17 protein-coding genes are annotated in these 19,116 nt (G+C 59.3%); 9 read left to right on the top strand and 8 right to left on the bottom strand.

What is annotated here, in order from left to right:
* Positions 1-129: 129 nt before the first annotated feature.
* From HNQ83_RS17300 to HNQ83_RS17275, 6 genes are all read right to left on the bottom strand, one after another.
* A complete protein-coding gene (locus HNQ83_RS17300; RefSeq protein WP_175390049.1) occupies positions 130-957 on the bottom strand; it encodes an ABC transporter permease in 828 nt (275 codons plus the stop codon).
* A complete protein-coding gene (locus HNQ83_RS17295) occupies positions 947-1,894 on the bottom strand; it encodes an ABC transporter permease (RefSeq protein WP_175390048.1) in 948 nt (315 codons plus the stop codon). Before HNQ83_RS17295 ends, HNQ83_RS17300 begins: the two co-directional genes overlap by 11 nt.
* Position 1,895: 1 nt before the next feature.
* Entirely contained in the window at positions 1,896-2,933 is a 1,038-nt protein-coding gene (locus HNQ83_RS17290; protein ID WP_175390047.1) for an ABC transporter ATP-binding protein, read from the bottom strand.
* Between the two features lie 215 nt (positions 2,934-3,148).
* Positions 3,149-4,300, bottom strand: a complete 1,152-nt coding sequence (ydcS, locus tag HNQ83_RS17285) for a putative ABC transporter substrate-binding protein YdcS (protein ID WP_175390046.1) — start codon at positions 4,298-4,300, stop codon at positions 3,149-3,151.
* An 83-nt stretch (positions 4,301-4,383) separates the two neighbouring features.
* A complete protein-coding gene (locus tag HNQ83_RS17280; RefSeq protein WP_175390045.1) occupies positions 4,384-5,871 on the bottom strand; it encodes a gamma-aminobutyraldehyde dehydrogenase in 1,488 nt (495 codons plus the stop codon).
* A gap of 102 nt (positions 5,872-5,973) precedes the next feature.
* Entirely contained in the window at positions 5,974-6,888 is a 915-nt protein-coding gene (locus HNQ83_RS17275) for a LysR family transcriptional regulator (RefSeq protein WP_090316798.1), read from the bottom strand.
* 211 nt (positions 6,889-7,099) lie between these two features.
* Here HNQ83_RS17275 and HNQ83_RS17270 point away from each other — a divergent pair, with 211 nt between their 5' ends.
* The 7 genes from HNQ83_RS17270 to HNQ83_RS31470 all read left to right on the top strand — a co-directional run bounded on the left by HNQ83_RS17270 (position 7,100) and on the right by HNQ83_RS31470 (position 13,694).
* The gene (locus tag HNQ83_RS17270) at positions 7,100-7,405 is read left to right on the top strand and encodes a DUF2282 domain-containing protein (RefSeq protein WP_175390044.1); all 306 of its coding nucleotides are present in this window, start codon (positions 7,100-7,102) and stop codon (positions 7,403-7,405) included.
* Positions 7,406-7,430: 25 nt separating this feature from the next.
* Positions 7,431-8,285: a DUF692 domain-containing protein gene (locus tag HNQ83_RS17265; RefSeq protein ID WP_175390043.1), complete on the top strand. Its 855-nt coding sequence runs from the start codon at positions 7,431-7,433 to the stop codon at positions 8,283-8,285.
* Positions 8,282-9,043 (top strand): DUF2063 domain-containing protein, encoded by a 762-nt coding sequence (locus HNQ83_RS17260; RefSeq protein ID WP_175390042.1) that lies wholly within the window; start codon positions 8,282-8,284, stop codon positions 9,041-9,043. The genes HNQ83_RS17265 and HNQ83_RS17260 overlap by 4 nt, the downstream gene beginning before the upstream one ends.
* Entirely contained in the window at positions 9,040-9,555 is a 516-nt protein-coding gene (locus HNQ83_RS17255; protein ID WP_175390041.1) for a DoxX family protein, read from the top strand. The genes HNQ83_RS17260 and HNQ83_RS17255 overlap by 4 nt, the downstream gene beginning before the upstream one ends.
* Positions 9,556-9,769: 214 nt before the next feature.
* Positions 9,770-10,375 carry an RNA polymerase sigma factor gene (locus HNQ83_RS17250; RefSeq protein WP_175390040.1) on the top strand — a complete coding sequence of 202 codons (606 nt, stop codon included), beginning with the start codon at positions 9,770-9,772 and terminating at the stop codon, positions 10,373-10,375.
* Positions 10,369-10,602, top strand: a complete 234-nt coding sequence (locus HNQ83_RS17245) for an anti-sigma factor (protein WP_175390039.1) — start codon at positions 10,369-10,371, stop codon at positions 10,600-10,602. The genes HNQ83_RS17250 and HNQ83_RS17245 overlap by 7 nt, the downstream gene beginning before the upstream one ends.
* 203 nt (positions 10,603-10,805) lie before the next feature.
* Positions 10,806-13,694: an autotransporter outer membrane beta-barrel domain-containing protein gene (locus tag HNQ83_RS31470; RefSeq protein WP_175390038.1), complete on the top strand. Its 2,889-nt coding sequence runs from the start codon at positions 10,806-10,808 to the stop codon at positions 13,692-13,694.
* Positions 13,695-13,767: 73 nt separating this feature from the next.
* Here HNQ83_RS31470 and HNQ83_RS17235 read toward each other — a convergent pair whose 3' ends face one another.
* The gene (locus HNQ83_RS17235) at positions 13,768-14,160 is read right to left on the bottom strand and encodes a response regulator (RefSeq protein WP_175390037.1); all 393 of its coding nucleotides are present in this window, start codon (positions 14,158-14,160) and stop codon (positions 13,768-13,770) included.
* Positions 14,161-14,353: 193 nt separating this feature from the next.
* Between HNQ83_RS17235 and HNQ83_RS17230 the strand changes: the two genes are divergently transcribed.
* Together HNQ83_RS17230 and HNQ83_RS17225 are read left to right on the top strand one after the other, a co-directional pair.
* The gene (locus HNQ83_RS17230) at positions 14,354-17,956 is read left to right on the top strand and encodes an ATP-binding protein (RefSeq protein ID WP_175390036.1); all 3,603 of its coding nucleotides are present in this window, start codon (positions 14,354-14,356) and stop codon (positions 17,954-17,956) included.
* 100 nt (positions 17,957-18,056) lie between these two features.
* A complete protein-coding gene (locus HNQ83_RS17225) occupies positions 18,057-18,374 on the top strand; it encodes a hypothetical protein (protein WP_175390035.1) in 318 nt (105 codons plus the stop codon).
* 68 nt (positions 18,375-18,442) lie between these two features.
* Here HNQ83_RS17225 and HNQ83_RS17220 read toward each other — a convergent pair.
* On the bottom strand, positions 18,443-19,116 hold a 674-nt coding region (locus tag HNQ83_RS17220; RefSeq protein WP_175390034.1), incomplete at its 5' end, for a response regulator transcription factor.

Raw genomic sequence — 19,116 nt, 5'->3', positions numbered from 1 at the left:
TTGAAACCGGCCCCTGTAGGAGCGAGCCTGCTCGCGATAGCGGTCTGACAGGCGACATCAGTGTTGAATGTCAGTCAGTCATCGCGAGCAGGCTCGCTCCCACAGGGGATGTGGTTGTCTGTTCCTGGTTTACTTCCCGCCACTCCCCGCCACGCTTTCACCGCCACGGGTCAGGTAATAGGCGCCGAGAATCGGCAGCATGGTCACGATCATCACCAGCATCGCGACGACGTTGGTCACCGGTACGTCCCGTGGGCGGCTGAGCTGGTTGAGCAGCCACAGCGGCAGGGTGCGTTCATGGCCGGCGGTGAAGGTGGTCACGATGATTTCGTCGAACGACAGCGCGAACGCGAGCATGCCGCCGGCCAGCAACGCCGAGCCGAGATTCGGCAGGATGATGTAGCGGAAGGTCTGCCAACCGTCGGCGCCGAGGTCCATCGAGGCCTCGATCAGGCTGTGGGACGTGCGGCGCAACCGGGCGATGACGTTGTTGTAGACGATCACCACGCAGAAGGTCGCGTGACCGACGATGATGGTGAACATCCCCGGCTCGATGCCCAGCGTCTTGAAGGTCGCCAGCAGTGCGATCCCGGTGATGATCCCCGGCAGGGCGATCGGCAGGATCAGCATCAGCGAGATGCCTTGCTTGCCGAAGAAGTCCCGACGGTACAACGCTGCCGACGCCAGTGTGCCAAGCACCATGGCAATCGCCGTGGCAACGGCAGCAATCTGCAACGACAGCTTGATCGCTTCCAGAACGTCAGGCCGCGAGAACGCCACGCCGATCCACTTCAGGGTGAAGCCCTTGGGCGGAAAGCTGAACGCCGCGTCTTCGGTGTTGAAGGCGTACAGGAAGATGATCAGGATCGGGAAGTGCAGGAACACCAGCCCGCCCCAGGCTGCGATTTTCAAGCCTAGAGAGGCTTTCTCCCCCTGCTTTTCTGAATTAGAGTGCATCGAAGGCCCCCAGTCGTTTGACGATGGACAGGTAAATGGCGATCAGCACGATCGGTACCAGAGTGAACGCGGCGGCCATCGGCATGTTGCCGATCGCGCCTTGCTGGGCGTAGACCATGCTGCCCACGAAGTAGCCCGGTGGGCCCACCAGTTGCGGCACGATGAAATCACCCAGGGTCAGGGAGAAGGTGAAGATGGAACCGGCGGCAATGCCCGGTACCGACAGCGGCAGAATCACCTGCATGAAGGTCTGGCGCGGTTTGGCGCCGAGGTCGGCGGAGGCTTGCAGCAGCGACGGCGGCAGGCGTTCCAGCGAGGCCTGGATCGGCAGGATCATGAACGGCAGCCAGATGTAGACGAACACCATGAAGCGCCCCAGGTGCGAGGTCGACAAGGTACTGCCACCGACCCCTGGTATGCCCAGCACGAACTGCAACAGCGGTTCCAGCCCCAGGTTCTGGACGAACCACTGCGCCACGCCGCCCTTGGCCAGCAGCAGGGTCCAGGCATAGGCCTTGACGATGTAACTGGCCCACATCGGCATCATCACCGCGATGTAGAAAAACGCCTTGGTCTTGCCGGTGGTGTAGCGGGCCATGTAGTAGGCAATCGGGAACGCGACGATGGCGCTGGCGATGGACACCACGATGGCCATGCTCAGGGTGCGCAGGATGATGTCGAAGTTCGAGGGCTGGAACAGCGCGGTGAAGTTCGCCAGGGTCAGGTCGGGGGTGACCGCCATGGTGAAGTCATCGAAGGTGTAGAAACCTTGCCACAGCAGCGTCAGCAACGAGCCCAGGTAAATCGCGCCGAACCACAGTAGTGGCGGCACCAGCAGCATCGACAGGTACAGGTTCGGCCGGCGATACAACAGGTTGGAAAACCTGCGCAGCGCCGAGCCGCTGGCCGGGGTTTGAGAGACAGCCAAGGTGCTCATGTCACACCCCGCCCGCAAGTGTGTCGTGCAGCGGAATCATGGCTTCGCGCGCCCAGCGAGCGCTCATGCGCTGCCCGGTCTGGTGCTGGGCGCTGGTATCGAGCCATTGATTGTTGGCCTGGCTGATGTTCAGGGTCTGGCCGTTTTCCAGCTTCAGTTCGTAGCGGGTGGCACTGCCCTGGTACTGGATGTCGTGCAGCAAGCCGCTGACTTCGACTTCATGGCTGGCCAGCGGGCCTTCGGCGAAACGCACGTGTTCGGGGCGAATCGAAAACGGTTGTGGATTGCCGCTCAACTGTTTGGCCAGATCACCGCGAATCACGTTGGAGGTGCCGACGAATTCGGCGACGAAGGTGGTCGAGGGTTTCATGTACAGGTTGCGCGGCGAATCGACCTGTTCGATGCGGCCCTTGTTGAACACCGCGACGCGGTCGGACATCGACAGCGCTTCGGTCTGGTCGTGGGTGACGAAAATGAAGGTGATGCCGAGCTGGCGTTGCAGCTTCTTCAATTCGCCTTGCATCTGCTCGCGCAATTTCAGGTCCAGCGCACCGAGGGGCTCGTCGAGCAGCAGCACCCGCGGACGATTGACCAGGGCACGGGCCAGGGCCACACGCTGGCGCTGACCACCGGAGAGTTGCACCGGCTTGCGCTCGCCGTAGCCGCCGAGGGCGACCATGTCGAGGGCTTCTTCGGCGCGCTTCAAGCGTTCGGCTTTGCCGACGCCTTTGACTTTCAAACCGTAGGCGACGTTGTCGCGAACGTTCATGTGCGGGAACAGCGCGTAATCCTGGAATACGGTGTTCACGTCACGCTGATACGGCGGCAGCCCGGCGGCTTCTTCGCCATGAATCCGGATCGAGCCCGCGCTCGGCTGTTCAAAACCGGCGATCAGGCGCAGACAGGTGGTTTTGCCCGAGCCGGAAGGCCCCAGCATGGAGAAAAACTCGCCGTCCTGGATGTCGATGGAAACCCGGTCAACGGCTTTCACTTCGCCGAACTGACGGGAAACGTTGGTGAACTGGACTGCAAGCGTCATGGTGCGGTGCTCCAAAAAGGCGAAGGCCGTCGCAGCGGCCCTGCCTGGACTTCTGAAAAAGCGAGTATCTGTCGTCTCTAAGCCGAGCGCGTGAGCGGCTGCGGCGGTGATCAACTGTGGGAGCGAGCCTGCTCGCGAAGGCGGTGTGTCAGCCACCCTCAACGTTGAATGTGATGGCCTCTTCGCGAGCAGGCTCGCTCCCACAGGGGGGCTGGCTAGCGACCGCCCATGATCGCGATGTAGTCCTGGGTCCAGCGGCTGTACGGCACGAACTTGCCGCCTTCAGCCTGCGGGGTTTTCCAGAAGGCGATCTTGTCGAAGTTCTCGAAACCGTTGGTCTTGCAGCCCTCGGCACCCAGCAATTCGCTTTCCTTGCACGCCGCCGGTACCGCTGGCAGCGAACCGAACCACGCCGCTACGTCACCCTGGACTTTCGGTTGCAGCGACCAATCCATCCACTTGTAGGCACAGTTCGGGTGCTTGGCATCGGTGTGCATCATGGTGGTGTCGGCCCACCCAGTGGCGCCTTCTTTCGGGATGGTCGAGGCGATCGGCTGTTTCTCGTTCATCAGGCCGTTGACCTGATACGGCCAGGCGCCGGACGCGACCACGCCTTCGTTCTTGAAGTCGCTCATTTGCACGGTGGTGTCGTGCCAGTAGCGGTGGATCAACGGCTGCTGGGCGCGCAACAGGTCGAGCACGGCCTTGTATTGGGCTTCGGTCAGTTCGTAGGGGTTCTGGATGCCCAGTTCCGGCTTGGCGGATTTCAGGTACAGCGCCGCGTCGGCGATGTAGATCGGACCGTCATAAGCCTGCACGCGGCCCTTGTTCGGTTTTCCGTCCGGCAGGTTTTCGGCATTGAACAGCACGCCCCAACTGGTCGGCGCGGTCTTGAACACGTTGGTGTTGTACATCAGCACGTTCGGGCCCCACTGATACGGGGTGCCGTAGGTCTGCTTGTTGACCACGTACCACGGCGCGTCCTTGAGGCGCGGGTCAAGGTTCTTCCAGTTCGGAATCAGCGCGGTGTTGATCGGCTGCACACGCTTGCCGACGATCAGGCGCAGGGACGCGTCGCCGGATGCAGTGACCAGGTCGTAACCGCCCTTGGCCATCAGGCTGACCATCTCATCGGAGGTGGCGGCGGTCTTCACATTGACCTTGCAGCCGGTTTCCTTCTCGAAACCGGTGACCCAGTCATAGGCCTTGTCACTTTCGCCACGTTCGATGTAGCCGGGCCACGCCACAATATCCAGTTGGCCTTCGCCAGCGCCAACCGCTTTCAGCGGCTCGGCGGCCTGGACACTGGCACTGGCCAGCAGCGCTGTGGTGATTGCACTGAGCAGTGCGGTCTTGTGCACGAACATGGGAATTCCCTCTTCTTTAAATTATGGTCGGGGCAGTTTTGAACGTGGTGAAGCATGCCGTTGGCGGCTAGTTATTAGCGTAGTCAGAGATGTTGTCCGTGGCGCGCCATGATGTGTCGCACCACGCTGTAGTCCTGAAGCGAATCGCTGGACAGGTCCTTGCCGTAGCCCGAGCGCTTGAGGCCGCCGTGGGGCATTTCGCTGACCAGCATGAAATGGCTGTTGATCCAGGTGCAGCCGTACTGCAACCGGGCGGCGACCTGCATCGCCTTGTCCAGATTCTGGGTCCACACCGACGACGCCAGGCCGTACTCCGAATCGTTGGCCCAGTCCACCGCTTGTTCCAGTTCATCGAAACGGGTCACGGTCACCACGGGCCCGAACACTTCCCGCTGGACGATTTCGTCGCTCTGTTTGCAGCCGGCCAGCAAGGTCGGCTGGTAATAGAACCCTGCGCCGGAATGCACCGCAGCGCCGGTGACCCGCTCGATATGCGGCTGACCGAGGGCGCGTTCGACGAAACTGGCCACGCGGTCGCGCTGGCGGGTGCTGATCAGGGGGCCGATTTCATTGTCGGCATCGCGTTTGCCGGCGAAACGCAGGCTGCTCACCGCCGCGCCGAGTTCGGCCACCAGGCGATCGTGAATCCCTGCCTGTGCATACACCCTGCACGCCGCCGTGCAGTCCTGGCCGGCGTTGTAGTAACCGTAGGTGCGCACACCTTCGACCACGGCCTGGATGTCGGCATCGTTGCAGACGATCACCGGGGCCTTGCCGCCCAATTCAAGGTGGGTGCGCTTGAGGGTCTTGGCCGCGGCCTGGAGGATTTTCTGGCCGGTGACGATATCGCCGGTCAGCGACACCATGCGCACCTTGGGATGGCTGACCAGATGACTGCCGACGCCTTCGCCGCCACCGCAGATAATGTTGATCACGCCACGGGGCAGGATCTCGGCCAGCGCCGGGGCCAGGGCGAGGATCGACAGCGGCGTGTGTTCCGAAGGCTTGAACACCAAGGTGTTGCCAGCGGCCAGGGCCGGGGCGATTTTCCACGCGGCCATCATGATCGGGTAATTCCACGGCGCAATGGACGCCACCACGCCAATTGGGTCGCGACGCACCATGCTGGTGTAGCCTGGCAGGTATTCGCCGCTGAGCTGGCCGGTCTGGCAACGCACGGCACCGGCGAAGAAGCGGAACACGTCGACCGTCGCGCTCAGGTCGTCCTGACGGGCCAGGTGCAACGGCTTGCCGCAGTTCAGGGCTTCGAGGCGGGCGAGCAGGTCGGCGTTTTTTTCGATGGCGTTGGCGATGTCCAGCAACAGGTTCGAGCGCTGCTGCGGCGTGGTGCGCGACCAACTGGCGAAGGCACGGTGGGCGGCATTGATGGCGGCTTCGACTTGTTCGCTGCTGGCTTCGGCGATCTGCGTCAGGACTTCGCCGGTGGCCGGATTGAGAATCGGCTCGACAAAGCCTTGACCGGCGACTAATTCACCATCGATCAACAGGGCGGTAAACAGCGGGGTCTGCGCGCCAGCCATTTTTCGGGTTCTCTTTTCTTGTGTGGCCATGCTGCTCCCTGTGACTGGGGCCCGGCCGTCTTATATAGATGGATCAAGACTAGTGCGCGGACCCGAGGTCGACAAATACTAAATACTGAAGGTGCCGTTCGATTAAATAGATGGCTTGCGGCCGCCGTGGGGCTGTTCGCGGGCAACGGTCAGGAACGGGTCCACCAAGGCCGGCCGTGCCGTGCCGCGACGCCAGGCCAGGCCGACGTCGAGGGTCTGGCTGAGGTCGGCGATCGGCCGTGCTTCGATGATGTCGCCTTCCAGTGACCATGGACGGTAGGTCATGTCCGGTTGAATCGATACGCCCAACCCGGCGGCCACCAGGCTTCGCACCGCTTCGGTCGAAGCGGTGCGCAAGGTGATGCGCGGTTGCAGCGAGGCCGCCGTCCACATGCGCTGGGCGTTGCGATCCATTTCATCGACGTTGAGCTGAATCAGCGGCTCGCGGGCGACGTCGGCGAGGTTGATGCTGTCGTGTTCCAGCAGCGGATGCTGGGCCGGCAGCCAGAGTCTGTGCGGCGAATGAGTCAGCACTTCGGTCTGCAAAGCGTGGCGGTCTTCGAGGTTGGACAGAATCAACACACCGACATCGATCTCGCCGCTGACCAGCAAATGCTCGATATAAGGGCGTTCGTCCTCCATCACGCGGATTTCGACGTTAGGGTAGGCGCGCTGGAAACGGGTGAGCAAATCCGCCAGGTAGTAACCGGCCACCAGGCTGGTCACTCCGATGATCAACTGTCCGGCCACCTGATCGGTGCTCTGCTGCAGGCTGCGTTTGGCGTTGTCGACCGTGGCGAGGATCAGGTGGGCCTGGCGCAGGAACTGATGGCCCTGATGGGTCAGGGTCATGCCTTTGGCGTGGCGGCTGAACAGGCTGACGCCAATCTCCTCTTCCAGTTGCTGGATCGCCAGGGTCAGGGTGGACTGGGAAATGAACGCGGTTTGCGCGGCGGCGGAGATCGAACCGGTCTCGGCCACGGCGATGAAATGACGGATCTGACGCAGGGTCATCATGAGAAGCGCACCCGGTGGGCTGTTTTTATCGATTTACCTGAGTGTATATCTATTTTTCTGAAGGTTGGGCTCAAGCTGCAAGGCATAAGCGCGGCGTCACGGTCAGGTCAAAAAGTTTCGTCGTAAACCGTAACGTTCTGCCGTCAGCGTTCTCTACAAAGGCAATCAAGCAAGCACGCTTGTCATCACGCCAGCCTTTCGGAGAGACATCATGACTGCAACCCCTCGCACCTTGTCGGCTACTGCCCTGGTTCTGGCCCTTGGTTCCGCCTTGAGCATGGCCGCGGTATCGACTGCCGCCCAGGCTGGCGACAAGATGGAAAAATGCTTCGGTGTGGCCTTGAAAGGTCACAACGATTGCGCAGCCGGTGCCGGCACGACTTGCGCAGGCAGCGCAAAAACCGACTACCAGTCCAATGCCTGGAAACTGGTCCCTGAAGGCACCTGCGTCACCCTCGAAAGCAAAACATCGTCGACCGGTTTCGGTCAGCTGCAAGCCTTCAAGGCCAAGTCCTGAGAGTGACCCAGTCTGAATGTCGACCATGAGCGATTTGTCGAGCGGCCTGCCGCGCCGTTCCGGTCTGGGACTGAAGTCCGATCACTTTCTGGAAGTGCTCGGTTCAATCCCTGATATCGGGTTCTTCGAAGTTCACGCCGAAAACTTTATGGTGGCCGGCGGACCGTTTCATTTTTATCTGGAGTTGATCCGCGAGCACTACCCACTGTCGTTGCATGGCGTGGGTCTGTCGATTGGCGGTGAAGATGAGCTGGACACACTGCATCTCAAACGCCTCGCCGAGCTTATCGAACGCTATCAACCCCATTCTTTTTCCGAGCACCTGGCCTGGTCCAGCCACGGCCCGATGTTTCTCAATGACCTGTTGCCGGTGGCGTATGACAAGGCCAGCCTGATCCGGGTCTGTGATCACATCGATCAGGTTCAAACCGCCCTCAAGCGCCCGATGTTGCTGGAAAACCCGGCGACTTACCTGATGTTCAAGCGCTCGACGATCGATGAAACCGACTTCATCGATGAAGTGGTTCATCGCACCGGTTGTGGGTTGTTGCTGGACGTGAACAACGTCTACGTATCGTGCATCAATCATCGACGCGACCCGCTGGCCTACATCGATGCATTGCCGCTGCATGCCGTGGGCGAGATCCATCTGGCCGGGTTCGCCGAAGACCAGGATAGCCTGGGTGATCGCCTGCTGATCGACGATCACGGTGCGCCGATTGATCGCCAGGTCTGGGCCTTGTATCAACAGGTGCTGGCGCAAACGGGACCGGTCGCCACCCTTATCGAGCGTGACAATCAGGTCCCGGCTTTCCACGTATTGCAGGCAGAAGCGCGTCAAGCCGATGAACTGTTGCTGTCTTGCGGACGTCTGCAATGAGCACGCTCGCCGCGTTCGCCGCCGCGCTGATCGACACACAGCGGGCCTGCCCCGAAGGTTTCTTCAGTACCAATGGCGCTGACCCGGCGAGCCGTTTTGCGGTCTATCGCAACAATGTGCAGAGCTCGTTGATCAACGCGTTGGCCGACGGTTACCCGGTGGTCAGGCAATTGGTGGGCGATGCGTTCTTTCGTGCGATGGCTCAGGCCTACATCCGGAGCCGCCCGCCACGCAGCCCGTTGATCAACAACTACGGCGGGGATTTTGCGGACTTCATCGAGGGGTTCGAGCCGGCATCCTGCGTGGGCTATCTGGCGGATGTCGCCCGACTGGAACGACTGCGGGTTCGGGCGTATCACGCCGCTGATGCGCAGCCGCTGAGCCACGAGCAGATTGCCGCCACGCTTTCAGACCCGAGCACTTTGGACGGGCTCAATGTCGTGCTCCATCCCTCGGTGAATGTTTTGCGTTCGGCCTTCGCCGTGGTCGCGATCTGGAGCGCCCATCAGGGAACGAATACTCTGGAAGGGCTCGATCCCAGCCAGGGCCAGCACGCCCTGGTGTTGCGCAACGATCTGCATGTCGAGGTGTTTTCCATTGACGCCGGCGCCAGCGCGTTTATCCACGGCCTGCAAAGTGGCCAGGCGTTGAGCCAGGCAATAGCAGGCGCTCCGGCATTCGAACTGGAGCACACCCTGGCGCTGTTGATCAGCCACCAGGCCATTACGTCCATTCACCCCACCAAGGAGTCAGCATGAACCTGCGCATGACCGTACAAAACTGGATTACAGATGCCGTCACGCTGATGTACATGATCCCTCACAGCCTGATTGCCTTTGTTGCGCGGTTTTCCATTGCCGCGGTGTTCTGGAAGTCCGGTCAAACCAAGATCGAAGGGCTGGCCATTGATCTGTTCGACGGCACCTTTTCACTCGGCATCCCGCGTCTGGCGGACTCGACCCTCCCGTTGTTCAGCAGCGAGTATCAGCTGCCGTTGCTGTCACCGCAGATGGCTGCCTGCATGGCCACTTTCGCCGAACACTTTTTCCCGATCCTTATCCTGCTCGGTTTTGCCACGCGTTTTTCCGCACTGGCCTTGTTGGGCGTGACCTTGATCATTCAACTGTTCGTGTATCCCGATGCTTACCCGACTCACGGTACCTGGGCAGCGGTATTGTTGTATTTGATGGCGGGCGGCCCCGGGAAACTGTCCCTTGATCATCTTGTATATCGTTATTTTTTTCGGAATGCCCTCACTTATAAATTTTGAAGTTATCGAGTTTTCGAGAGATTGAAGTGCAACGTAGTTGGGTAATAACCCTTTTCGTTGTGTAGTCCCATTCCAAAGATACTTGGGATGCTTCCTACAGCGAGAGAATACTGCGTGCAATAGCATGGCCCTTTTCGTTTATTTAACCGATCAGGTGTTTTTATGCTGAAGAACTATATTGTGCCTGGTTGCGCTCATTCGGAGCGTTATCTAAATGTCTGACGAAGCGCAACTTCTCGATCGCTTGCTGGCGGGTGAACCGAACGCTTACAAAGAACTTATCAATACTTACCAGAGCGCCATGCAGGCCGTGGCTTTTGCCATTGTCGGCTCTCGTGGCGCGGACGATGTGGTGCAGGACGCCTGGTTGTCAGTGGTGCGTAATCTTGATGGTTTTCAGCGCCGTTCCAGCCTGAAGACCTGGCTGCTGACCATCACGGCCAACTCGGCCAAGAGTCGCTACAAGCAGAATCGCCGCGAGGTGTTGCTTGACGATCTGCCGTCGCCTCACGGAACGGTCGATGACGAACGTTTTTCGTCTGATGGTCATTGGCTGGTCGCCCCCTACGACTGGCATCAGGACACGCCGGAGGCACTGTTGACCGAGGAAGAGTTGCGTAAATGCCTGGAGCGCACGTTGACGCGCTTGCCTGAATTGCAAAGCAGCGTTTTGTTGCTGCGCGATCGCCACGGGGTCGAACTAGAAGACATCTGTAGCCTGCTTAAAATCTCACTCACTAACGCACGTGTGCTGCTGCATAGGGCCCGGATGAAGGTCTTTGCAACCGTAGAACGTTTTGAGGAACGCGGTGAATGTTGACCTGCAAAGACCAAGTGGCCGCTGCCAGTGATTATCTCGATGGGCAATTGAGCTTTCGCAAGACATTCATGGTGCGACACCATTTGCTGTTTTGCTCCAACTGTCGGCGGTTTATCCGCCAGATGCGCCTGGTGCAGGCGACATTGCGTGAAATGCCCGAAGAAGGGGTGCCCGACGTCGATGCATTCGCCGAGCGGCTTTCCAGCGAACGCCATAAAACGCCATAAGCACCATCCCTTGAAATCATGGCGCGTCCATGTAGGACGATTCGTTATTGCTGTAGGGATCTGGACGACATCGTCTGATGGTTCAGTCCTACGGGGTGCCATGCGTCATCGGTTGAAAATTGGCGAAGCCATGAGTGAGCCGCGAAGTGTTTGCGTGCAGCTCATCTTTTTCGACCTTTCGACTCGATACAAGGACCACTCCCGTGCGTTGCCTCCGATTGAAACCCCATGCCCTGGCGACAGGTATTTCCCTGGTCTGGGCTGCGTTTTCCCATGCCCATGCGGCCCCGATTGAATTGGGCAAGGGCGATCAGATTGCCCTGAGTAAATTGACGGTCACGACCGCCAATGACTACGAACCCGTGCTGTTGATCGACGGGGAGGGGGCGGTCGCGAGGATCACCGAAAGTTCGTTCAGTACCACAGGGCTCGGCAGCCACGCCGTGCAGGTGATGGCCGGTGAGGCCATGTTGAACGGTGCGCAGCTTTCCACCACCGGCAGCAATGCATCGGGGGTGTCGGCCAGTGGCCAGGATAGCCGGATTGTCCTGGCCAGCGGCGACGTGCAGACACTGGGCCAGAACGCCCACGGCGCGACGTTGGGCAATGGCGCACAGCTGCGGCTGGAGGCCGCTCAAATCAACACCCAGGGTGCCGGTGCCCGGGGTGTGAATGCCGTTACCGCCAGCACACTTGATATGCACCTCACCTCCATTCTGACTCAAGGTCTTGCCGCCGATGGGTTGTATATCCGGGGTGTCAATGAGCAAGAGCGTTCCAGGGGCAGTGTGCTGAACAGCTTCATCCAGACAACGGGCGACAACGCCAAAGGCGTCAACGCCAACCGCGATTCAATGGTGGCGTTGCAGGGTACCGGCATCGACACGGCCGGACGGAATGCGCATGGCATCTGGGCTGCCAGCAATACCAGCCTGGTGCTGGTCAACGACGTCCAGATCAGCACTCGCGGTGCCAGTGCCAATGGCGCCATTGCTCAGAGCGGCGCGTTGATCGACGTGCAGAAAAGTTCGATCGAGACATTCGGCGACAGCGCTCACGGCCTCTATGCCGATAATGGTTCCTCTGTCGTGGCCAATGAGGTGGACGTTCAAACCCACGGCCTCAGTGCAGGTGTTTTCGCTGTGGGGCCTCTCACGCGGATTGACCTCAATGACGTTGCGATCAATGCAGAGGGCGGCGGTTTCGGGCTTGTCGGCGTCGGGGCTTCGCGTATTCAGGGTCAAGGCTTGACGGTCAATGCCCAGGGCGCGGGCGCTCGTGGCTTGCTGTTGCAGGATGGGGCGCAGATGGGGCTGGCGGATACGCTGGTTCAGGTGATGGACGAGGACAGCGTGGGTGTGCGTTCGTTGTCCAGGAACGGCCTTATCAATTCCCTGCAATTGCTGGGTTCTCAAGTGACGGCGCAGGAGACGGCAGTGCATGCCTCCGGCGGGCTGCGCCTGGAACTGCTCGATAGCCGGCTCGCGGGTGAGCGGGTGCTGCATACCACTGTCCGGGAATTGAGCGACGGTACGCGGGTGGCGGATGAACAGGTGTCGGTGGCGGCGATTGCTTCGACATTGAACGGCGATATTCTCGTGGAGGCCCAGCAAGTCGAGGTGGCGCTGAGAAATCAATCGGCATTGCACGGCGCCATCGACGGACTGCAAAACCTCGACCTGGAAGACAGCCTGTGGATCATGACGGCCGACTCGAACGTTGGCACGTTGAATCAAACCAATGGCCACGTGGTGTTTGAACCGTCGCTCAACGGCGCTTTCAAGACGTTGACGATCAACGAAGACTTGAGCGGTTCCGGCCGCTTCGATCTCAATACCGATTTGTCGACCTTGCAGGGCGACCTGCTGCGGGTCAACGGACAGATTTCCGGCAGCCACACCCTGGTCATTGAGGATTCCGGTCTTGAACCGAGCGGTCCCGGGCAACAGCTGCAGGTGGTCGACGGCCATGGCGGCAGCGGTACGTTCGGACTCTTTGGCGGGCACGTTGATGCCGGTGCCTTCCGTTACACACTGGCTCAGCAAGGCGATGACTGGTTTTTGCGAAACAGCGTGACCGTCGAACCTCCGGTCGATCCGCTGACGCCGATTGATCCGGTCAACCCGATCGATCCCCTTGATCCCGTTGTGCCTCCCGTGACGGGTCCCGGTCCTGGTGACCTTTCCAAGGGCGCGAACGCGGCGCTGGCGTCACAAACCGCCGGGGCCACGCTGTGGAGCGCGCAGATGAACGCACTGGTCAAGCGCCTGGGCGAACTGCGCATGGGCAAGGACGAAGGCGGGGTATGGACGCGGGCCATCGGCAGGCGTTTCGACGTGGCTGAAGGGTCCAGTCGCTCCTACACGCAAAATGTCACCGGCATGGAAGTGGGCGCGGACAAGGCGTTTGCCGTCGGCGAGGGCAAGTTGTACGTCGGTGGCGTCGTGGGTGGCGCGCGTTCGAACATGAATTTTGGCGAGGGCGCGTCGGGTGATGTACAGAGCCGGATGATCGGCACGTACGCCACTTACCTGCACGACAGCGGTTTCTATGTCGACACGGTGGCCAAATACAGCCATTTCGATAACGAAGTCAAAACCCCGACCAACCTGGGCACCCCGGTCAAAGGCTCCTACACCAACCAGGGCGTGGGCATGGACGTTGAAGTCGGCCGTCATATCAAGCTCAAGGATGGCTGGTTCGTCGAGCCGCAACTTGAAGTGACAGCGACCCACACCACCGGTGGCGATTACACCGCGACCAACGGTTTGCGTGTGGATGCCGATGACACGAACTCCCTGCAAAGCCGTTTGGGATCGTTGTTCGGCCGCAACATGACGCTGGAAAACGGGATGGAAATCCAACCCTATGCCAAGGCCTCGTGGATCACCGAACATGCCGGCGCCAGTACCGTCAAGGTCAACGGCAACCGTCTCAAGGCCGAGTTGCCTGGCGATCGACTGGAGCTGGGGTTTGGCGGCATCGTGCAGATCAGCGAGCGCAGCAAGATTGCCCTGGATGCCGAGTTCGCCAAAGGTCATGACATCACGCAACCGTGGGGATTGACCCTGGGTTATCGCTACCTCTGGTAATTGAAGCGCGACGACCCGACATCGGAGGATGTCGGGTTTGTTTTTGAAGATCCATCGGCCACGACCGCGCTGTTTACACGGCGGCTGTCTGTAGCAGGTTGCGCAAATGGCCGCTGCTCAGTGGCAGATCAAGCAGGCCAAGCAACGGAAGTTCCTGAGTCCGGGCGGCCTTTTTCAATGCTTGTTTTTCATGGGGTGAATAACTTCCGACCAGTACGATTGCCCGGGTTTTTCCCTGTCGGTGAAGTGCATTCATGTGCTGTAAGTCAGTCTGGATATCACCCGCGTATTTAAGCAGCGCCACATTGAATTGAATGGGGCTTTTGGCGTTTGTTTCCAGCGCCTGCTCAGTTGAATCGCAGTGACGTATGCAGTAGACGCCGGCTTCGTTGGCGCTGTTTTGGGAGGCATGAGCCAGAATGGCATTGTCTTCTATCAACAATATTTTCAATGCGGAATTCTTCATGGCAATAAACCCGGTGACTAAATAAGACACCCTAGGCTTTGCACTTTGAGTTTCTTGAAGGTTTTCGCCGCTTCGTTAAGTAGGATTGATCCGACAGTAGTGAATGTTTGGTCCTACGCACTAATTGCGCTGGAGTTTATTGCAGTAACTTATTAGTTTCTGCGCCTGTTTTATTTGTTTTGGAAAAGTGTTTTTGACCAGTTCTTTTCGCTTTGCCGCCTGTAAAGGATGGCAACTGCTGGCTTGGCTGCTGTTGGCCACGACTGTACAGGCCCAACCCGCCCGGTTGCAGTTGCTCGTTCAAACGCCAGTGATCGCACCGATTGTCGACTTTGCCCCGGCGACCCGCAAATGGCTGGATAAGCATCCGGTTTTGCGCGTGGCGGTGTGGGGTAACGCCTTTCCCCCGTTTGATGTCGGGTTTGAACCCGACAAGTTCGAAGGTGTGACCGCCGACTACCTGGGCGTGTTGCGCGGTTCTCTGGGGTTCACCGACATTCAGATCTTTCGCTACCGCACTCGGCATGAAGCCGAGCAGGCGGTGGTGACGAACTATGCGGATCTGTTGGCCATCCACACCGGTCCCGGAGGTGCACGCGACGACCTGCTGGTCAGCAGTCCCTACCTGCTCGATCGAGCGGTGATCGTCAAACGCATCGGCGACAGTGCAAAGGGCCTGGATCGGTTGAAGGGGCAAAGGCTTGCATTTACCAGCGACCAGGAGCTGTACCAGCAGTTGAAATCCCAGTATCCGGAAGCGGTGCTGGTGCCCGAAAGCTCGGATCTCAATGCCTTGTCTGCCTTGGTCTATGGTCAGGCGGACGCTTATTGGAGCGATGCGGCGTCGGCGGATCATCTGATCAAAAGTACGTTTTACAACGGCGCCTACATCGCCGGTGATGCGATTCAACCCGAAATGAACATCGCCTTTGCCGTCAGCTCCAGGAAGCCGCACTTACTGAAGGCCATCAATCAGACGCTGGAAGCCCTTCCGCTGGCCCGTCGCCTGCGCATTACCTCGCGTTGGGATCTGGCCGCCAAGTATGTCGAGCAACCGCCCATGCTCGGTTTCACGGCAGAAGAACAGCGCTGGATCGATCAACATCCACAGGTCAGGGTCGCTGTCGGCGGCAGTTATGCCCCGATGACCTTCCACGATCAGGACGGTGTGTTCCGTGGCCTTGCCGTGGATATCCTGCAGCAAATCTCGCTGCGCACCGGCATGCAGTTCACCATGACCCATGGTGCCAGCGTGATCGACATGATTGACCAGCTACGGCACGGTTCGGTCCATCTGATCGGATCGGCAATCATCGGGCTGCAGTCGGGCGCCAACATCACCTTCAGTCGGCCCTACGCGGTCAACCCGATGGTGCTGGTCAGCCGGCGAGAAACGGAAGGGCTGAACGACGTCAGTGATTTCAACGATCGCTGCGTCGCGATCGTTGCCGGCAGTCCGTTGATTCCCTGGTTGAAGCAGCACTACCCGCGCATCGGTCTGGAGGAGGTCGAAAGTACCGTGCGCGGTATAGAAATGTTGATCGATGGCGAGGTCGACGGCGCGATCAACACGCAATTGGGGGCTGACTATTTCATCAAGAATTTCTACCCGAACGAGCTGGCGATTCGTTCCTCCGTCGGGCCCGATGTGGCGCGCATCGGGATGGTTGCCCGAAGCGATCAAGCAATCCTGATCAGCATTATCAACAAGGCTTTGCTGGATATTGCGCCGGAAGACCTGCAGCACCTGACCGAGCGCTGGCGAAGTCACTTCACGCCGCCCCTGGCCAGTTCCTGGACCAACTACCGGGGTTTTGTCTACAAGGCGTTGGGAATTGCCTTCCTGTGCGTGGTGCTGTTTCTCGTCTGGAACCGCTATTTGCGTCACCAGATCAACCAGCGCCAGGCGGCCGAACGCAAGCTCAAGGATCAATTGGAGTTCACCCGGACCCTGATCGATGGCTCGCCCGTGGCGTTGTACGTGCGAGATCATGAAGGCCTGCTGTTGCAGTGCAATCAGTCCTACCTGGACTTTTTGCAGACCGAGCGTCACATCGTGGTGGGCAAGAACCTGCGCGATTCTCCGGTCATGACGCCGCATTTCAATCAGTACCATCATCAGTTTTACGAGCGCACCCTGATTGACGGCGAGCCCACCTTCGCCGATATGGAAGTGCAGGTCTGTGGCCAGTCTTACCGGATCTACCACTGGACCCTGCCGTTCCGTAATGTCGACGGCAAGGTCATCGGGATTATCGGCGGCTGGATCGACCTGACCGAGCGTGAGCAGATTCTTCAGGAGCTGCGCCAGGCCAAGGACACCGCGGATTCGGCGAACCGATCGAAGTCGGTGTTCCTGGCCAGCATGAGCCATGAAATCCGCACCCCACTGAACGCCATTATCGGCCTGCTCGAATTGCTGCAGCGGCGCGGCGGCAGTGCCGAGCAAGTCCGCGAGGCGGTCGACGTCGCTCACGAGTCCGCGCAGGCGCTGCTGTCCCTGATCGGAGATATTCTGGACCTGTCGAAAATCGAGTCGGGCGCCATGAAGCCTTCCCCGCGGCCGACCGACTTGCCGAAACTGATGAACTCGGTGTTCAAGCTGTTTGAGCCGAGCGCCCAGGGCAAGGGGCTCAAGATCCACCTGGTGATGGAAGTTCGTCACCCTCACATTTTGATCGATTCGCTGCTGTTGAAGCAGATCGTTTCCAATCTGCTGAGCAACGCCATCAAGTTCACGGATCGCGGCAGCATCGAGATCGCTGTTTTCGATGCGGTGCAGGCCTCACAGGACGACGTTGCGCATCTGATGATTCAAGTGACAGACACCGGGCACGGGTTGTCGGAGTCCCAACAACTGGCGATTTTCGAACCGTTCGTCCAGACCAGTCGCGGCCGGGCCGCACAGGGTGGGACAGGCCTGGGATTGAGTATCTGCCGACGCCTGGCCGAACTGCTGGGCGGCGAATTGCAGCTGGAAAGCGAACCCGGGGCCGGCTCGACCTTCAGCCTGATGTTCAACGCGCCGCTCTGCGAAGAACCGGAGTCTGCAGAAACCGGGCAATCGGTGCCCAGGGTGGGGCGCTCATTGCATGTGCTGGTGGTGGATGATCACGCGGCCAACCGCCTGTTGCTGTGCCAGCAACTGGAATTTGCCGGCCATCGCGTCGAGTCTGCCGAAGACGGCGAGCGGGCGCTGTTCATGTGCAAGCACGCCGACCTGGCGTTCGATCTGGTCATCAGCGACTGCAACATGCCGAACATGGACGGCTTTGAATTTACCCGGCACTTGCGTCAGTGGGAGCGCGAGCAGGCTTTGCCGGCATGTCCGGTTTTCGGCTTGACCGCCAACGCGCAGACTGAGGTGGTCAAACAGTGCCTGCAGGCTGGCATGAGCGATTGCATGTTCAAGCCCCTGACGCTGGACCAATTGATCAACCGCATCCAGTTGGCATTTCCGGACAACATCATGCCGTTTTCCGCTGAGTCACTGGCCAAGGTCAATGGCCTGGGTGCGCAGGCGCACGCGACGTTCATCGAGCAGGTGGTGCGCAGCAACCGGGCCGACCTGGTGATGCTCGATGTGTTTGTCGCCCAGGGCGATTTACCCGAGCTGGCGCGCCTGGCCCACAAGATCAAAGGCGCGGCGAAAATCATCGATGCGCAGGAAGTCGTGGAAAACTGTCGACGATTGCAGGTCTTTGCCGAGCAACGTCAGGAAGAAAGTTGTCTGGTCCAGGTTCATCACTTGAAACAGAACTTGCTGCAGTTGGAGGCCGCCTTGTTGAAAGAATAAATTTTTTTGAAATTTGTGACGCAGATTCACCCCTGTTGTTTACCTTGGAATGACTCGTAGTCTTTACTCCGAGATGTACTCCTCTGTCTCTCGGTGATCTATGCGTAAGCAACTGATGTTCGTTTTGGCGTTGGCATCAATCAGTGCGCAATGTCTGGCTGCGCCACCCGCGCCTTACGCGGGTGTTTTGCGTTTCCAGGGTTTTTTGGTCGCGGGCGGCTGCGGGTTGTCGACACAGGAAGCGGCCAAATGGGGCAATACCACGGCCTTGGGCGGCTCGACGGATAATGCCGTGTGTGAAGGTAGTCGGGATCTGCAGCAGGTCAGTTTTGCCGGGCAATCGGCAACCCTGACGGGCGGTGTCGCGGCTTTGGCGCAACTGTGGCAGGACGGTGTGCTGATCATCGAGCACAGCTGAAGGCGATGTGATTGTACCGAGCGTAAAAAAACTGCAGCGATGCAGTTTTTTACGCCCGTAGCAAATGTCTAGACCAGCCCGTGGCGCTTGGCGAATTCCGCCAGTTCGACAATGCTGTCGATCTTCAGTTTTTCCTGGAGGCGAGTCTTGTAGGTGCTGACGGTCTTGTTGCTGATGTGCAGGGATTCGGCGATTTTCATGTTGGTCAGGCCGCCGGCCAGGCAGCGCAAGACATTCATTTCCCGCGGCGACAGCTTCTTTACCGCATCGTCCTCGTCTGAGTTGAAGTCCTCTTCGCGCACCGAGTCTATGGTGTCGGCCTTGAACCAGGTGTAACCCTCCTTGATCGCCAGGCAGGCATTCAACAGTTCACCCATGGTGCCTTCCTTGCTCACGAAACCTGACGCGCCATCTTGCAGGCAACGCTGGGGCAGGCGTGAGTTCTTGGCGCCGGTGAAGATCAGGATCCGGGGTTTTGGCATGAAACTGGACAGGCGCTTCATCACACTCAGGCCGTCGAGTTGTGGAATGTCCACGTCGAGAATCACCAGGTCGGGTTTGTGGGTTCGTACCCCGTCAATGGCCAGGATTCCGGTGTTGGCTTGTCCGACCACGTCGAACCCGTGTTCGCGAAGCAAATTAGTGACCGCAAGGGTAACGATTTGATGGTCGTCAACGACTAATACTTGGCGGCCGCAAAAACTGAGTGCAACACCTGACCTTTCCGGTACGGTGCTGCCAC

Source organism: Pseudomonas sp. C2B4, from assembly GCF_013359695.1.
Classification (GTDB): Bacteria; Pseudomonadota; Gammaproteobacteria; order Pseudomonadales; family Pseudomonadaceae; genus Aquipseudomonas.
This window is presented reverse-complemented; position numbering and strand designations above follow the sequence as displayed.

Excerpts from the sequence above, each read along its gene's own strand:
- HNQ83_RS17280 (WP_175390045.1), bottom strand. The coding sequence starts at position 5,871 with ATGGCCACACAAGAAAAGAGAACCCGAAAAATGGCTGGCGCGCAGACC.
- HNQ83_RS17235 (WP_175390037.1), bottom strand. The coding sequence starts at position 14,160 with ATGAAGAATTCCGCATTGAAAATATTGTTGATAGAAGACAATGCCATT.
- HNQ83_RS17275 (WP_090316798.1), bottom strand. The coding sequence starts at position 6,888 with ATGATGACCCTGCGTCAGATCCGTCATTTCATCGCCGTGGCCGAGACC.
- HNQ83_RS17255 (WP_175390041.1), top strand. The coding sequence starts at position 9,040 with ATGAACCTGCGCATGACCGTACAAAACTGGATTACAGATGCCGTCACG.
- HNQ83_RS17290 (WP_175390047.1), bottom strand. The coding sequence starts at position 2,933 with ATGACGCTTGCAGTCCAGTTCACCAACGTTTCCCGTCAGTTCGGCGAA.
- HNQ83_RS17265 (WP_175390043.1), top strand. The coding sequence starts at position 7,431 with ATGAGCGATTTGTCGAGCGGCCTGCCGCGCCGTTCCGGTCTGGGACTG.
- HNQ83_RS17300 (WP_175390049.1), bottom strand. The coding sequence starts at position 957 with ATGCACTCTAATTCAGAAAAGCAGGGGGAGAAAGCCTCTCTAGGCTTG.
- HNQ83_RS17270 (WP_175390044.1), top strand. The coding sequence starts at position 7,100 with ATGACTGCAACCCCTCGCACCTTGTCGGCTACTGCCCTGGTTCTGGCC.
- HNQ83_RS17225 (WP_175390035.1), top strand. The coding sequence starts at position 18,057 with ATGCGTAAGCAACTGATGTTCGTTTTGGCGTTGGCATCAATCAGTGCG.
- HNQ83_RS17250 (WP_175390040.1), top strand. The coding sequence starts at position 9,770 with ATGTCTGACGAAGCGCAACTTCTCGATCGCTTGCTGGCGGGTGAACCG.
- HNQ83_RS17295 (WP_175390048.1), bottom strand. The coding sequence starts at position 1,894 with ATGAGCACCTTGGCTGTCTCTCAAACCCCGGCCAGCGGCTCGGCGCTG.
- HNQ83_RS17245 (WP_175390039.1), top strand. The coding sequence starts at position 10,369 with ATGTTGACCTGCAAAGACCAAGTGGCCGCTGCCAGTGATTATCTCGAT.
- HNQ83_RS17260 (WP_175390042.1), top strand. The coding sequence starts at position 8,282 with ATGAGCACGCTCGCCGCGTTCGCCGCCGCGCTGATCGACACACAGCGG.
- ydcS (WP_175390046.1), bottom strand. The coding sequence starts at position 4,300 with ATGTTCGTGCACAAGACCGCACTGCTCAGTGCAATCACCACAGCGCTG.